The sequence below is a fragment of the Prochlorococcus sp. MIT 1201 genome (genome assembly GCF_047303415.1).
Taxonomy (GTDB): domain Bacteria; phylum Cyanobacteriota; class Cyanobacteriia; order PCC-6307; family Cyanobiaceae; genus Prochlorococcus; species Prochlorococcus marinus_D.
In genome coordinates, this window is sequence record NZ_CP138947.1 from 1 (window position 1) to 15,775 (window position 15,775).

General features: G+C 50.9%; 11 protein-coding genes, 2 tRNA genes and 3 rRNA genes. 8 read left to right on the top strand and 8 right to left on the bottom strand.

Annotated elements, in window-relative coordinates; all coding sequences use genetic code 11:
• The first annotated feature begins 617 nt into the window (after positions 1-617).
• The 8 genes from SIB41_RS00005 to SIB41_RS00040 all read left to right on the top strand — a co-directional run bounded on the left by SIB41_RS00005 (position 618) and on the right by SIB41_RS00040 (position 7,812).
• A 16S ribosomal RNA gene (locus SIB41_RS00005) occupies positions 618-2,102 on the top strand.
• A 184-nt stretch (positions 2,103-2,286) separates the two neighbouring features.
• Positions 2,287-2,360, top strand: a tRNA-Ile gene (locus tag SIB41_RS00010).
• Positions 2,361-2,369: 9 nt separating this feature from the next.
• A tRNA-Ala gene (locus tag SIB41_RS00015) sits at positions 2,370-2,442 on the top strand.
• A 491-nt stretch (positions 2,443-2,933) separates the two neighbouring features.
• Positions 2,934-5,810: ribosomal RNA gene (locus tag SIB41_RS00020) — 23S ribosomal RNA — on the top strand.
• A gap of 107 nt (positions 5,811-5,917) precedes the next feature.
• A 5S ribosomal RNA gene (gene rrf, locus SIB41_RS00025) occupies positions 5,918-6,034 on the top strand.
• The 16S, 23S and 5S rRNA genes sit together here with 2 tRNA genes alongside, the layout of an rRNA operon.
• A gap of 178 nt (positions 6,035-6,212) precedes the next feature.
• Complete coding sequence (locus SIB41_RS00030) at positions 6,213-7,157, top strand: YihY/virulence factor BrkB family protein (RefSeq protein WP_413359433.1); 945 nt, start codon at positions 6,213-6,215, stop codon at positions 7,155-7,157.
• 60 nt (positions 7,158-7,217) lie between these two features.
• Complete coding sequence (locus SIB41_RS00035) at positions 7,218-7,454, top strand: hypothetical protein (RefSeq protein ID WP_063418977.1); 237 nt, start codon at positions 7,218-7,220, stop codon at positions 7,452-7,454.
• 1 nt (position 7,455) lies between these two features.
• A complete protein-coding gene (locus SIB41_RS00040) occupies positions 7,456-7,812 on the top strand; it encodes a hypothetical protein (RefSeq protein ID WP_413361284.1) in 357 nt (118 codons plus the stop codon).
• 106 nt (positions 7,813-7,918) lie between these two features.
• Here SIB41_RS00040 and SIB41_RS00045 read toward each other — a convergent pair whose 3' ends face one another.
• From SIB41_RS00045 to SIB41_RS00080, 8 genes are all read right to left on the bottom strand, one after another.
• On the bottom strand, positions 7,919-8,278 hold the full coding sequence (locus SIB41_RS00045) for a DUF2834 domain-containing protein (RefSeq protein ID WP_413359435.1): 360 nt from the start codon (positions 8,276-8,278) through the stop codon (positions 7,919-7,921).
• 1,847 nt (positions 8,279-10,125) lie between these two features.
• A complete protein-coding gene (gene xseB / locus SIB41_RS00050) occupies positions 10,126-10,359 on the bottom strand; it encodes an exodeoxyribonuclease VII small subunit (RefSeq protein ID WP_413359438.1) in 234 nt (77 codons plus the stop codon).
• A gap of 92 nt (positions 10,360-10,451) precedes the next feature.
• Entirely contained in the window at positions 10,452-11,612 is a 1,161-nt protein-coding gene (xseA, locus tag SIB41_RS00055; protein WP_413359441.1) for an exodeoxyribonuclease VII large subunit, read from the bottom strand.
• A complete protein-coding gene (locus SIB41_RS00060; RefSeq protein ID WP_413361563.1) occupies positions 11,602-11,787 on the bottom strand; it encodes a hypothetical protein in 186 nt (61 codons plus the stop codon). The genes xseA and SIB41_RS00060 overlap by 11 nt, the downstream gene beginning before the upstream one ends.
• A gap of 116 nt (positions 11,788-11,903) precedes the next feature.
• Positions 11,904-12,050, bottom strand: coding sequence for a high light inducible protein (locus tag SIB41_RS00065; RefSeq protein WP_063418990.1), 147 nt, complete (start codon positions 12,048-12,050; stop codon positions 11,904-11,906).
• A 107-nt stretch (positions 12,051-12,157) separates the two neighbouring features.
• The gene (hrpB, locus tag SIB41_RS00070) at positions 12,158-14,719 is read right to left on the bottom strand and encodes an ATP-dependent helicase HrpB (RefSeq protein WP_413359443.1); all 2,562 of its coding nucleotides are present in this window, start codon (positions 14,717-14,719) and stop codon (positions 12,158-12,160) included.
• Positions 14,720-14,931: 212 nt separating this feature from the next.
• Positions 14,932-15,315 carry a hypothetical protein gene (locus SIB41_RS00075; RefSeq protein WP_036911765.1) on the bottom strand — a complete coding sequence of 128 codons (384 nt, stop codon included), beginning with the start codon at positions 15,313-15,315 and terminating at the stop codon, positions 14,932-14,934.
• Between the two features lie 57 nt (positions 15,316-15,372).
• Positions 15,373-15,648 carry a DUF2973 domain-containing protein gene (locus SIB41_RS00080; RefSeq protein ID WP_036911701.1) on the bottom strand — a complete coding sequence of 92 codons (276 nt, stop codon included), beginning with the start codon at positions 15,646-15,648 and terminating at the stop codon, positions 15,373-15,375.
• Positions 15,649-15,775 lie beyond the last annotated feature (127 nt).

Below are 15,775 nucleotides of genomic sequence, written 5' to 3' on the forward strand. Positions count from 1 at the left end.
TCTGGATTGAGAAGAGATTGCGAGAGGGGTATGAAATGGGCTATGTTTTTGGACTGCGCGAAGGGCTGAGCCCTGTAGCGCAACCCACGTGGTGCTGATAGCGAAAGCTTGAGGCGTCAGTGGGCGCTTACAAGAGCAGAGGAGCGATCCGCTGGTGTTGTAGGTTTTAGAGGCGATCGCAAGATCGCAGCGCCTGACACTCCTTACAAGGGAGTGGAGGAGCAGAACCTGGACAACTTAAGAGTTTAGGAACTGACGCTTTTGTCGCGTTTAGGCCCGATGAGCAGCGATCAAAAGCTGATCAAAGGGTTTGAGCAGATATGCGACGAGAGTGTGAGGTCCCGTCAAAAGAAATTAGTTGCAGAAACCTGTTACAGCATCAATTTTTGCTTTCACGGGCGAGGATTGATGTCAAAGGTGTGACAGGTGAAAGCAACGACCGGATCTGAGATCCTGGAAAGTCACAGAAGGAAGAGATTCTGAAGTGCACTCTTGTAATCCTTCTGTCAGAGGAAGGGGGCAACAACTGCTTGTCGTACGCCAGTGCGAATGAGTGGGTGAAGCAAATCAGACTGAGTGATGAGCCTGTAAGGGTTGATTGCGAGAGGGTTTGATCTACTACGGAGAGTTTGATCCTGGCTCAGGATGAACGCTGGCGGCGTGCTTAACACATGCAAGTCGAACGAACCTTCGGGTTAGTGGCGGACGGGTGAGTAACGCGTGGGAATCTGCCCTCAGGAGGGGGATAACGGTTGGAAACGGCCGCTAATACCCCATATGCCGAGAGGTGAAATGAATTTCGCCTGAGGATGAGCCCGCGTCTGATTAGCTAGTTGGTGAGGTAATGGCTCACCAAGGCATCGATCAGTAGCTGGTCTGAGAGGATGATCAGCCACACTGGGACTGAGACACGGCCCAGACTCCTACGGGAGGCAGCAGTGGGGAATTTTCCGCAATGGGCGCAAGCCTGACGGAGCAACGCCGCGTGAGGGATGAAGGCCTCTGGGCTGTAAACCTCTTTTCTCAAGGAAGAAGATCTGACGGTACTTGAGGAATAAGCCACGGCTAATTCCGTGCCAGCAGCCGCGGTAATACGGGAGTGGCAAGCGTTATCCGGAATTATTGGGCGTAAAGCGTCCGCAGGCGGCTTTTCAAGTCTGCTGTTAAAGCGTGGAGCTTAACTCCATCAAGGCAGTGGAAACTGATTGGCTTGAGTGTGGTAGGGGCAGAGGGAATTCCCGGTGTAGCGGTGAAATGCGTAGATATCGGGAAGAACACCAGTGGCGAAGGCGCTCTGCTGGGCCATAACTGACGCTCATGGACGAAAGCCAGGGGAGCGAAAGGGATTAGATACCCCTGTAGTCCTGGCCGTAAACGATGAACACTAGGTGTCGGGGGAATCGACCCCCTCGGTGTCGTAGCCAACGCGTTAAGTGTTCCGCCTGGGGAGTACGCACGCAAGTGTGAAACTCAAAGGAATTGACGGGGGCCCGCACAAGCGGTGGAGTATGTGGTTTAATTCGATGCAACGCGAAGAACCTTACCAGGGTTTGACATCCTGCGAATCTCTTGGAAACGAGAGAGTGCCTTTGGGAACGCAGTGACAGGTGGTGCATGGCTGTCGTCAGCTCGTGTCGTGAGATGTTGGGTTAAGTCCCGCAACGAGCGCAACCCACGTTTTTAGTTGCCAGCATTCAGTTGGGCACTCTAGAGAGACCGCCGGTGATAAACCGGAGGAAGGTGTGGATGACGTCAAGTCATCATGCCCCTTACATCCTGGGCTACACACGTACTACAATGCTACGGACAAAGGGCAGCAAGTTCGCGAGGACAAGCAAATCCCATAAACCGTGGCTCAGTTCAGATCGTAGGCTGCAACTCGCCTACGTGAAGAAGGAATCGCTAGTAATCGCAGGTCAGCATACTGCGGTGAATACGTTCCCGGGCCTTGTACACACCGCCCGTCACACCATGGAAGTTGGCCACGCCCGAAGTCGTTACTCCAACCCTTGTGGAGGAGGACGCCGAAGGTGGGGCTGATGACTGGGGTGAAGTCGTAACAAGGTATCCGTACCGGAAGGTGCGGATGGATCACCTCCTAACAGGGAGACAAAACAATGATTTTGATGTCTGAGTATTTTAATTCTTAGGCCGAAATCCTGTCACCTTAGGTCGATCGGTACCTCAAGTTGAGAATCAAAGAAAAGCTGAGTAATCAGCTTGGAGATTGATGATTGATTTTAGTTCCTAAACTTGTCTAGGTCACACCCCGCAAGGGTTACTCCTGGGCCATTAGCTCAGGTGGTTAGAGCGCACCCCTGATAAGGGTGAGGTCCCTGGTTCAAGTCCAGGATGGCCCATTCGGTGTTGGGGGTTTAGCTCAGTTGGTAGAGCGCCTGCTTTGCAAGCAGGATGTCAGCGGTTCGAGTCCGCTAACCTCCACTGACGAATCTTCTGACAACGAGCCAATGGTGAGAATCGTTGTGTGATGTGATTTAGAATTTAAGTTTGCTGGCAGACCCTAGCTTCTTATCATTCCAGGTCTCAATCAATTGAGGTTAGGTTGATAGGACGCTGGGCTCACTGTAATTCGCAAGAATTGCAGAGATGTTCAGCAGAACCTTGACAACTGCATAGGTAAGTCTGGAAAGAATAAAGCATCTCATGGATGCATGATTCTTGGGAATCAGCTAATGCAATCTGCGTCAGTAGAGAGCTGAGGTTGATTAACGAGAATGATGTTTGATTCTTGAGTCAAGAGCCGAGACTCTATAGCGTTCTTTCGATGTCATCGAGGCATCGAGAGTTTGATTGGTGATTCAAACCATCTTCAATGACAAATAATTCAGTTTAACTGGAGAAGTTTGAGATTGAAGCCAGGTGAATTGCTAAGAATACGTATTCAACTACGTGAAGCGTTATAGAGATTAATTGGTCAAGCTACAAAGGGCTCATGGTGGATACCTTGGCACACAGAGGCGATGAAGGACGTAGTTACCTGCGATAAGTCTCGGGGAGCTGGACACACGCTTTGATCCGGGAATTTCCGAATGGGGCAACCCCTAGTACGGCCAGCTGAATCCATAGGCTGGTGCGAGCCAACCCAGCGAACTGAAACATCTTAGTAGCTGGAGGAAAGGAAAGTAAAAACGACTCCCTAAGTAGCGGCGAGCGAACGGGGAAGAGCCTAAACCGATGGTTTCGACCATCGGGGTTGTGGGACAGCAATGTGTATCAGGGATGTTAGGAGAAGTGTTTGAATGGCACACCACAGAGGGTGAAAGTCCCGTAACCGAAAACTGAACTGAACTAGCTGTATCCCGAGTAGCACGGAGCACGTGAAATTCCGTGTGAATCCGCGAGGACCACCTCGTAAGGCTAAGTACTACTGTGTGACCGATAGCGCAACAGTACCGCGAGGGAAAGGTGAAAAGAACCCCGGGAGGGGAGTGAAATAGAACATGAAACCATGAGCCTACAAGCAATGGGAGCCCGACTAAATCGGGTGACCGTGTGCCTGTTGAAGAATGAGCCGGCGACTTATAGGCACTGGCAGGTTAAACCGGAAATGGTGGAGCCATAGCGAAAGCGAGTCTGAATAGGGCGATCGTCAGTGTTTATAGACCCGAACCCGGGTGATCTAACCATGGCCAGGATGAAGCTTGGGTGATACCAAGTGGAGGTCCGAACCGACTGATGTTGAAAAATCAGCGGATGAGCTGTGGTTAGGGGTGAAATGCCAATCGAACCCGGAGCTAGCTGGTTCTCCCCGAAATACGTTGAGGCGTAGCGTCTAGTGCTCCAGCAGGGGGGTAAAGCCACCATTTCGGTGCGGGCTGCGAGAGCGGTACCTAATCGAGATGAACTCTGAATACCCTGTGTGTAACTAGGCAGTCAGACTGTGGGGGATAAGCTCCATGGTCGAAAGGGAAACAGCCCAGACCGCCAGCTAAGGTCCCCAAATCAACACTAAGTGATAAAGGAGGTGGGATTGCCCAGACAACCAGGAGGTTTGCCTAGAAGCAGCCATCCTCAAAGGAGTGCGTAATAGCTCACTGGTCGAGCGATCCTGCGCCGAAAATGAACGGGGCTAAGTGTTGTACCGAAGCTGCGGATTTAACTTGTTAAATGGTAGGGGAGCGTTCTATGTGGGGCGAAGCGTTAGCGTAAGCGGGCGTGGACTGCATAGAAGTGAGAATGTCGGCTTGAGTAGCGAAAACATGGGTGAGAATCCCATGCCCCGAAACCCTAAGGGTTCCTCCGGCAGGCTCGTCCGCGGAGGGTTAGTCTGGACCTAAGGCGAGGCCGAAAGGCGTAGTCGATGGATAACAGGTCAACATTCCTGTACCGGTTATGTTTTGGGAAGGGGGACGGAGAAGGCTAGCCAAGCCAGATGTTGGTTACTGGTTTAAGCGTTCGAGGCGTTGAGGAGCGGCGAAAACGTTCTGAGCTAAGGCGTGAATACGAGCTGCTACGGCAGCGAAGTTGGTGATGTCATGCTTCCAAGAAAAGCCCTATACCCGTTAAGGCATAACTGCCAGTACCCGAAACCGACACAGGTAGGGTGGTAGAGAATACCGAGGGGCGCGAGATAACTCTCTCTAAGGAACTCGGCAAAATGGCCCCGTAACTTCGGGAGAAGGGGTGCCAGCGAGAGCTGGTCGCAGTGAAGAGGCCCAGGCGACTGTTTACCAAAAACACAGGTCTCCGCTAAGTCGCAAGACGATGTATGGGGGCTGACGCCTGCCCAGTGCCGGAAGGTTAAGGAAGCCGGTCAGCGTAAGCGAAGCTGGCGACTGAAGCCCCGGTGAACGGCGGCCGTAACTATAACGGTCCTAAGGTAGCGAAATTCCTTGTCGGGTAAGTTCCGACCCGCACGAAAGGCGTAACGATCTGGGCGCTGTCTCGGAGAGAGGCTCGGCGAAATAGAATTGTCTGTGAAGATGCGGACTACGTACACCCGGACAGAAAGACCCTATGAAGCTTTACTGTAGCTTGGTATTGTGCCCGGGCTCTGAATGCGCAGGATAGGTGGGAGACGTTGAAGTAGTGCTCGTGGGTGCTACTGAGTCAATGGTGAGATACCACTCTTTCAGAGCTAGGGTTCTAACGTTCACCCGTTATCCGGGGAGCGGACAGTATCAGGTGGGCAGTTTGACTGGGGCGGTCGCCTCCTAAAAGGTAACGGAGGCGCGCAAAGGTTCCCTCAGGCTGGTTGGAAATCAGTCGACGAGTGCAAAGGCAGAAGGGAGCTTGACTGTGAGACCTACAAGTCGAACAGGGACGAAAGTCGGCCTTAGTGATCCGACGGTTCTGAGTGGAAGGGCCGTCGCTCAACGGATAAAAGTTACTCTAGGGATAACAGGCTGATCTCCCCCAAGAGTTCACATCGACGGGGAGGTTTGGCACCTCGATGTCGGCTCATCGCAACCTGGGGCTGAAGTCGGTCCCAAGGGTTGGGCTGTTCGCCCATTAAAGCGGTACGCGAGCTGGGTTCAGAACGTCGTGAGACAGTTCGGTCCATATCCGGTGTACGCGCAGGAACATTGAGAGGATTTCTCCCTAGTACGAGAGGACCGGGAGGAACGCACCTCTGGTGTACCAGTTATCGTGCCAACGGTAAACGCTGGGTAGCCATGTGCGGAGTGGATAACCGCTGAAAGCATCTAAGTGGGAAGCCCACCTCAAGATGAGTGTTCCCATGGCATAAGCCAGTAAGGTCACGGGAAGAACACCCGTTGATAGGCTCTACGTGGAAGTCCAGTAATGGATGCAGCGGAGGAGTACTAATAGACCGAGGGCTTGACCATCCATTTGGTTCTTGCCCGAGAAACAAGTTTTATTCAATTCAGAGCATCATTCGCAAGGATGATGACCTATGCAGTTCTCAAGGTTCACTCCTTGGGAATGATTTTATCCTGGTGTTCATGGCGATGTGGAACCACTCCGATCCATCTCGAACTCGGTTGTGAAACGCATCAGCGGCGACGATATTTTGGGGGTAGCCCTCTGAGAAAATAGCTCAATGCCAGGTAAAACATTTCCGCATGTAGATCATCAATCTCGAGAAAGAGTTGTTGATTTACCAAGAAAAAGCCACCCGCAGGGGTGGCTTTTTTGATGGCTAAGTCAGTGTGATTTTTAAAGAAGATAATCAAATAGACTCCAGAGCTCTTTGATTGGCTGGCGCTAGGGTTATTAGCAGTAGATGAATGCCAAGCGTGGAGCTTCGTTGGAAACGTTGGGCTAGATGGTTGGTCGCAAGTTTGTGGCGGGCTTACCTTCGCTGGATGCGTTGTGATTGTGTAGATCTTAGTGCTGCTTTTGCTTATTACACGTTGCAGTCATTTTTCCCAATTCTGTTGATCTCGCTGTCTGTGGCCTCTTGGTTTCTTGGCCGTCAGCATGGTCTTGATCAGCAAATTGTTGACTTTACTGCGCAGGTGCTCCCACCTTCTGTTGTTGGTTTGGTGGAATCAACATTGGTGAAACTTGTCAAACAAGGCTTTGGTGCAGGATTGCTCGGAGCTGTGTTTCTGATGGTGACTGCTGGTAACGCCTATTTAACTTTGCAGCGTGGTGCTGATCGTCTTTGGCGAGACCTGTTGCCCCTGCCTTCAACACCTGCACCATTTGTTGTTCAGCTAACCCGTTTCTTGCGTTCTCGAATTGAGGCTTTTGTGGTCGTAATCCTGGTCGGGCTGCTTGTTGTTGTTGATCAGATCAGCGTCAATGTACGCATGATCCCAGGTGCTGTTTGGGATGAGCTGATTAGCACGACACCATGGCTTGCTGCTTTGTTGTCTCGAGTGCCTGTGCTTCAGGTAGGTCAGTTTGTTGTGCCATTACTTGGCCTCTCTGGGATGGCGTTGTTGTTGCAGGCTTTGCTACCTAGTAGACGTGTCCCACTACGACCCCTTGTGCCTGGGTCTTTTTTGATTGGTACGCTTTTGACGATCCTCAACCTGGTTGTTAGCCGTAGCATTCTTTCGCTGGGCACGCGTTATCAGGCTTATGGCTTCATCGGTGGTGTTCTGGTGCTCACCTTTTGGGTTTGGATGGTCGGTGTGATCCTTTACTTTGGGCAGTGCTGGAGCGTGGTTCTTGCCAGTAGGAGTCGGCATCAATGGGGAGAACCGAACCCGCTAAAAAGCTGATTACACAACGTCTTCAGTCAGCATAAAATTGATTTTTAATTGATTGTTGTGCCTTCTCTGATGCGAGCACGCTCTGCCCGGTTGCCGCCGGCCTTTGCAGGCATGGCTCTATTGAGTATGGCGATAGGTGCGGTTGTGCTGATTACAGGTCTTACTCTTTTGGCCGTGCCTGTAATGCTGCTGATCGGATTTGTGGTAGCCCTGGTTGCCGGAGTCTTTTTTGGAGGCTGGGCTTTGATCGAAGTCTTAGCAGCCTTGGAGTCTTGGATTGAGCGGGATGCCCGCTTCCAGCGTTGAAATGGCCAGGCCTTCTCCTCTGATCTGGTTGGCCCTTCTGCTGATCTTGCTGTTGCCCACTGCAGCCGGGCGGATTTTGCTTGATCTCGCTGGTGGGTTAATGCTTGTCGCGTTGGTCTTACCGTTCATGCTGGCTGGCTTTGGTTGGTTGGGTTGGCGTGTTCTTCAGTCCCGCATGGTGACTTGTCAGGCTTGTGGAGTGCGCACTTTTGGGAGCTCTGGTCAGTGTCCTTTCTGTGGTGCAGGGCTGTCTGATACTTCAGAGTTAGGTGATTTTAAAGATGATGGAGGGATTTCTACCCCTGCTAGTGCGGCCACAATTGATATTACGGCTGAAGATGCTGGTTCAGAGGGTTGATGATCTTTAGATACTAATCAGTGTGTTTATCCGCTCCTATTGAGAAGCATGTTTTTGTTGAATAGGAGGTTAAAAAAAATAAATTAGAGCGATCAACAGTCTATTCCTAGTTCTCAGCATGATTTTCTATTTCTTGTAGCCGACGTTCACGTAGGAAGAGAAATAATGGTGCGGCAAATGCGAAGGCAATTGTGACGCTACTTAAAAGCACGATCCATAGGTGTCGCATTTGAAGTCGTCGACTCTCTACAACGATCCAGATGGTTATAGCACTAGCACCTATGATCAGATCTCGGGATAAAGATTGAGCTGCAGGATTTGCATTCGATAGTGCTACAAATAAGCTGATATCAAAGTCTGGACCGTATTGCTGCATAAAGTCGATGTTGGCTAGTGTAGGAAGGATTGCTCCAGTGATTGCCAGGGTAAAGTAGACCCATTGCAGCAAACCATTTGGTGCTTTCATGCCACTCGTGAGGTGATAGCCTCAACGCTAGTGAAGAAGCCATGTGAAACCACTGATTAGTTGTATATATATGATTACTGGTCTGAGTGTCGCCAGTGCCTTCATAGAGGCGAACTGCTGTTCAAAGCGCTGGGCCTGAAGAACAATTGGCAAAGTCTTGGGAATATCCTTTTGCTTTGCTTGAACAATGCCTAAGATACCCAGTCATTACCTTGACGAATAGTGGCCACAATGTATGACTTTGAAGTGGTCAAAGCTGCTTGTTATTTTGGAGTTTCAATCAAGTTAGAGTAGATGCTTTTCGTTAATTGTCATTATGGAATTGAACTTGGCATTTAGATCATATTTCTCTAGTTAAATTTTGGCTGAAAGATTCTCTTGGCTCATAATTTTTCAGCGTAAATAGATGACTCTCAATGATTACAGATGTCTGTTCTCCATAGCCAAACTCAAAGCGAATGCTGCCTCATGATTATGTTTTTAAGTGGCGTTGCCAATCAAAGTAGAGATCGAATTTTCTTTGATTCTCAGTAGCCGTTAACGAGAAGCATGAAGTTGTTTCTTTAAAGGCCTAAGCTTGAAGGCTGGCTGATGAGTGGTAAATCGATGAAGCAGGCAATTGCTGAGAGAACAGCAGAGATGATCAGCGATCGAGTGGCGAATGTTGTACGGCCACTATTCCTTTGTAAGTCGAAGGCCTTGTTATTTGGAAATAACGGTTGGCAACACCAACCTGCTACCAGTGCGACAAATGGCCAACTGATAAAGGTCAAGAGTATGTAGTTGAGAATCATGCCCATTGATTTGCTTCAGCTGAAACCATTGTAGCGATACTTTAAAGGTTCTATTGATTTTGATATTTAAGAATTTTGAGTGAAATAATTTTGAGCAAGAGTTTCTTGAGGAAGTTTGTTTCCTGTTAGGTGCAAACAGTATCATTGGAGCCATAGTCTCTAGTACTCGTCAAGACGTTTAGATTGGTTATGATTTGAACAGCTGAGCAATCTTGCTAGCCAATCGGAAGCATGATTCATTGGCTATTGCTAGAAGTTGGCTTCAGTGATTGTGACTAGTATTGTTAATGACTCAGGTCTTGGGTTATGGCTAAGTTCGCAACTTTTGCCTTTTCAAAGTATTAATAATAGCTTTTTATTTCCGAATTCTTCCGTGCCTTCTCCGAGGCTAGCCTTCAATAATTGCAGGCTAGTCAATTAGTAATTTATTGAGGGATTGTAAGCATTGATACGTGATGTTCACTTTCTAGGGCTCAAATAGGTGCTTCGAATGCGATTGAATTTAAGCCTACAAAGCCATCAGATAGTCTATTGCTGCTGGTTTATAAAATGTTTTTGGTTGGCTTTATTGGTGATGTGTGGATTGATTCTGGGCCGCATGCCTCTTGCTGCCGTATTAGGTTTTAGTCACAAGACATCATTTGCAGAATCAGTTTACAAAGCTAGTAGTAAGACCTATATAGAAATGTTAGTTTTTCGAGTAAGTGAGAACTCGTGCTTGAATCTCGGTTTGTTGATTGGGTGGTGATTGTTCCTGGCTCTTGCTAAACTAAAGACGATGGAATTTGCATCATTAAGTCTGATCCACCAGGTTTTATATGGATCAGTCGCTTTAAAGAAGAGAGAGTGTGCTGGCATGCTATTCGCATCGCTCGATGCATAGCTCTAAAGAGTAATATTGTGGCTGTTGAATCAGCGCCATTGGGTCGGGGAAGGACTGGAATTGATAAGGTAAAATTCTTAAGAGGTCGCAATAGACTTGTAAGTTCTTTGGGCCAGTAGGATCCAGAAAATTGGAGTCAAGACTGGTCTAAAGTGTAAACCTCTGCTGAATCATGTGTCTGAATTAGGCTTTAGGTTGCTCGCGTCGAGCTGCAGCACGCTTTGTTCGACGGTATTGAGCAGTGCTTCACAGTGCTCAAGGTAGACCTTCCCTTGTAAGTAGTGTCTTTGGAGCTCTTCTACAGGAACGCTGTCATTCTGTAATTGAGTAAGGAGTAAATCGAGCGCTTGTAGAGATTCTTCGTAGCTGAGTGATTTCGCGTCTTGGCGCCATTCTTTCAGCATGCTATCTAGTGTTGATTGCGCAGTATTGATGGCGTGCTTTTGCTGTTTAGAGCCGGAATCTCTCGGCGTCTTCTTAGATGATGAAGTGGCTTTTACCATGTCATGGGCCTTTGCTGATTAATTTCTTCTGCGGTGGCATTGATCTGGCCATCACTGAGTTGGATGGTCAAATTGTCCAGCAGAGATACATCACCCACGCTTCGCAGAGTTTTGCCTTGCTTGTTCTTCACGATGGCAAAACCGCGCATCAACCAGAGTTCTGGTGATAGAGCTTGGAGGAGCTGATGCTTCTGGCTTAAGTGAATGCGCTGAAGCTCTATCTGTTTCATCGGTTGTTGACACTCCAACGCTTTGCCTCGATCTACAAGCCGGTCACGTTTTTTGCGAATGAGCCAATTGCAGTGGTCTTTAAGTCGATGACGGCGTTGGATCAGCACATTTTGAGCTGACTCCCGACTGGGCAACAGGGCCACCATCGCTGCTGTTGGCGTCGCGGCTCTATGGTCAGCAACCAGATCAGCCACTGTTTGGTCATCCTCATGCCCTAGTCCAGTCACCACCGGTATTGGGAAACTGGCCAGGTAACGGCACAGGTGTTCATCATCAAACACCATAAGGTCTTCACGACTTCCACCTCCTCTGGCCAGCACGATCGCTGCAATCCCCAGCTCATCATGCTGATTAGCCAGAGAACGTAAAACGGATTGGATTTGTTTTGCTACATCACCTTGGACTGGAATTGGAATGATCAGCAATTGAGTGAGAGGCCAGCGCTCTTTTGCTGTACGCAGCATGTCTGCTAGGGCGGAACTGGGCACGCTGGTCAAGATGGCTACAACTTCTGGATATTTTGGTAACGCTTTCCGTTTCGATTCGTCGATGATGCCCTCTTTCAGTAGCAGGCCTTTCACAATTTCGAACTGACGCAGCACCGTCGATAGGGACGGACGCAGGTCTATGACCTGCACGGCCAGGCTTGCTCGGGCTGCCCAGAAGTTGAGCTTGCCGACAACCGTTACCCCATCCCCTTCTGTAGGCCTGTAGGTGAGTTGCTGCAGCTTGGAAGCCCAAGCCACTGCTGTGATACTTGCGTTGCCGTCAGTCAGAGTTAGCCAGAGATGCCCTTTTTTGATCTGGGGCTTGGAGACTGACGCTTCCACCAGAAATCGAGGTGCAAAGCCACGTTCCAGCAGAGTGCCAATAGCCGCGTTTAGATCGCGGACTGAATAGTTGGGAAGGGATTCAGCGGTCAAGGCGTCGGTAGGCCATGCCCCAGTAGATGCAGATCACGACGCTAAGCGCAGCAACAGCTTGCCCCCAGGCATGATCCAGTTGGGTGGATGCGATTGTGAAAATCACCAGGGCGCTGCTCAGCAGCCTTGCGCCATCGCGTCGGTTGTTGACGAAGAGTGGGGGCAAGTTAATCACTCCAACGTTTCTCTACTGTGGCCCATCGTTATTGCAGGGCGCGCTTTACGCAAACTTTGTCGTTTTACAGTGATCACCTCATATGGCTGTTACTGCTTGAAGGGTTGCAATGAGATTCAGCCAAGGCCCATCTGAGAGAGAATGCTTTGGCCGGTCAGAAGTTCGGTGCTGAGGCCGATGACGACGCCCATCATGGCTAGACGGCCGTTCCAGGTTTCTGCGAAGTTAACGAAGCCGAAACGGGGCTGAGTGTTGTCTGCCATTTTCAAATCCAAGATCTGATCAATGTAACAAAGCATGGAGATGGCTTGACCGTCTTCATGGCAATAGATTCGCGTTTTTAGGTAACTTTTTTCTCCTTGTATTCATCTCATCCGCCCATGTGCTTTTTGATGCGGGCGGTTGCTTGGGCTTCTCGCGGGTTCTCTGGCCAGGGATGCTTCGGGTAGCGACCGCGCATTTCGCGGCGCACGTCCTGATAGCTATCACTCCAGAAGCCTGCTAGATCTCTTGTCAGCTGCAGAGTACGCCCTGCTGGAGAGAGCAGCTCAAGGGTCACGGGAAGCTTGCCATTGATCAGTTTTGGACCGTCTTCGCAGCCAAACATTTCTTGAAGCTTCACCGATAATTTCACCTCTCCATTGTCATAGTTGAGTACAGCAGACCGACCAGAGGGAATGGTTAGTTGGTTTGGCAGCAGGATGTCTAGTCTCTGGCGCATCTCCCAGGGGAGCTCTCCCCAGAGAGCTTCTATTAGCCCTTCTTCACCCAGCTCATCCAAGCTTTGGCAACCCAACAGCGGTTGATTGAGCCATGAACTTGGCTGATGGACAAGGAATTTAAGGTCGCGAGGTGGCCATGGGGTGCCTAGGTGGCGGTGGGCGAGTTCCAGGCGTGCACGCAGTTGTTGGCTGCGACGGCCCCAGGGGAGTTGCCCTAGACCCTGATGGCACAAGACATCGAGCAGGATCTTGCGACAGTGTTCGGGTTCGGGCTGTGGGAGGCGTTCCCTTTGGATTAGTAGTTCGCCGATCTTCAACAGTCGCTCTGCTCGTATTCGCGAGCTTTTTTCATCCCAGCTCACTGATTCACTCCATTCCCCATCTGTCTGGCTCAGCGTCTCTACCCATTGCATCGGGAGGGGGATTGCGAGCTGGATGAGTGTGTTGGCCTGACCAAGATCCACCCTTGCAACTGCTAGGGCAGGAGAAGATCTGAGAGGGTCATGCTGGCGGAGAATGGCGCCGCGTCCTTGTCGCAATCGATAGTGTCCGGCTTTTCCTGGTCGTTCCAAGGCCAACCATTCCGGGAAGGCTGTGGCAATTAGTTGTGCTGCCAGGGCATGTTCTGAGAGGTCTTTATTTGCTTGTTTGCTGTATTGATCGTCTTGCCTAATGGTCTTGAGTTGACCAAGCAGCCTTTGACTGAGACGGCGCATCTGTTGATGGCCTTGTCTGGCAGATCGATGAATTTCTCGCTGGTCCTGACGTAACCAATCCAGACGAGTCCTCAGGTCTGAGCCAACCTGATGGCTGTTGAGGGGATCTCGATCACCAAGTAAAGCGGCTAGTTCGGCTCCCAGTGCTTCGCATCCCCATCCTTTGGCTTGTAGCAACAGGATCCCTAGCCTGGGGTGTATGCCTAGTTTGCAGAGCTGGCGGCCTAGCGTTGTGATCCGTCCGTCATGGTTGAGGGCGTTCAGATTGATTAGTTGTTGCCTTCCCTTCTGCAACGCTGATTGAGGTGGGGGGTCGATCCATGGCAGGGTTTCTCCTAAGCCAGCGCCCCAGGCCGCTAGCTCAAGCACCACTGGCATGGGATCGGCAACAAGTATTTCTGGAGGGGCATGTTCGGGCTTGCGCAGTTGTTCTGCTAGCGACCAAAGTCGAACGCATTGGCCTGGACCTTGGCGTCCGGCTCGCCCTTGGCGTTGATTAGCGCTTGCCAGGCTGGATGGCACTGTCTCAAGCCCCTCCATGCCAGTGTTGGGGTCAAAGCGACTTTGCCGACTCAGGCCGCTGTCGATGACCAGTCGAACCCCTTCGAGGGTGAGTGAGCTCTCCGCGATAGAACTTGCTAAGACGATCTTGCCTATCCAAGGCGATTCAGCCCTAAGCAATGCCCGCGCTTGCACATGCAGAGGCTGTTGCCCGTGAAGATAGGCAAGATTCCAATGCGTAAGACTTTCTTGAGCCGCCAGTAGTTCTTGGGTGCGTTTGATTTCACGTTGTCCAGGCAGGAACACCAGCACGGTGGGGCGTGAACTGGTGCGATCGCTTGCTTCGCTCAGAGGTAGGGCATGGGCCGTAATGGCCCGCATCACCTGATGGGGTAACGGTTCGTCTGGGCGGGGTGTCTGATGATGGGTCGCGACGGGGAAGGCTTTTCCCTCGCTCTGTAGAAGGGTTGCTTCTGGTAGGCGATCTTGTAATTCGCCAAGATTGAGTGTTGCAGACATGAGCAGAAGCCGTAGCTCTGGATGGAGCAGCGGTCGGGCTTCAAGCAAAAGGGCCAGGGCGAGGTCGCTGTCTCGCCGTCGTTCGTGAAATTCATCAAAGATCACGCAATCAATGCCGTTTAGGCTTGGATCACGCTGAAGGCGACGTAGAAACAAGCCGTCTGTAATGACCTCTAATTGAGTTCGTTTTGAGCGCAGCTGTTCATGTCGTATAGCGAAGCCCACGCGCTGCCCTAATGGCTCTTTCAAACTTGCGGCTAGTCGCGAGGCTGCTGCTTTGACAGCTAATCGTCGGGGTTCCAGCATCCAGATTCGGCCTGGAAGAGGGGTGTGACCATCAAGGGCACCCAAAAGCGCAAGCGGCACTCTGGTGGTTTTCCCTGCCCCTGGTGGCGCTTGCAGCAGCACTGTGGCACTTGCAGTAAGGCTGTGGCAGAGCTGCGTTAGCAGCGAGTCGATCGGGAGATCTCCCAAGCTGCAAAGAAAGAGTTAGCTGATCAGATTGAGAAGAGCTAGCAGCATCAGACTGCTTAGGGCTCCTATCGCAAAGAGAAGCCTCACTAAAGGCGCCGTCGAAAGCTGCAGGCTGCTCATGAAGAAAACCTTAAGAGCCGGAACTGTACTGGTCTAGCCCCTTATCCCTGTTTTTAGCCCTGGTAGTTCGCAGGGCTTCACATCCTTCACAGTCAGCGCACGTGGCGGGTGCCGTCAACGGGGTGATAGTCCTCGCCTGTGAGTTCTTCGTAAACGATTGCTGGTAGTCCTGTTTCAAACATGGTTTGTAGTGCTTCCTTGAGAAAGGGATTCCATCCCCCGGTGCTTACGTCGCCGTGTCGGACCGTCCAATCCCATGTTCCTTGCAAGTCTCTAGGGATGCGTCCTTCCCGGTCGCGCCGAGCCACCAGGTCAAGAGATTCCACCAATCCCACTTGGATCGGCTGTTTGCCGTAAGCAGGGGTGAGGCTGAGTTCAAGCCGAACGGGATCTTCTTTGACCAGCCGCAGTCGAAACCGCGGAGGCAACTTCACTGCTTTGATGACTGCAGCCACGATGCGCGTTCTTTGATCCACCAGGGCTTCCCCAATCGAGTCCAATCCAGTGCCGGCCTTTGACACTGGATTTCTAATTTATTCAGCAGGAGTTTCCGTTGACTGGGGTGGCTCGTTGTCTCCTGAGAAACGAACTGTGAGGAGCTCTTCTTCTGTGAGGCGTCCTTCCTGGTCTAGTAATTCAGGGTGAACGGTCACCAAGCCGGTGCGATCACCTTGTGAGTTCTTCCTAATTGGTTGGCTACGTATTGGTTGCTGGGCGGCGCCGAAACCCTTCCCCATCACGCGGAAGGCTTGCCACAGCAGGATCAGGAAGGCAGCGCCGTAAAGGATCGGGAACAAGGAGTTCTCCATGACGTCTTCATGGTTTGCGATAAAGGCGATTGGGTGGTCGCCACGTTGCGTTCATCATTGCTTGCCTTTGAATGATCGTGCTAATCACGAGGCTCTGACAAAGCTCAGGCCTTTCAAGCTTCACGAA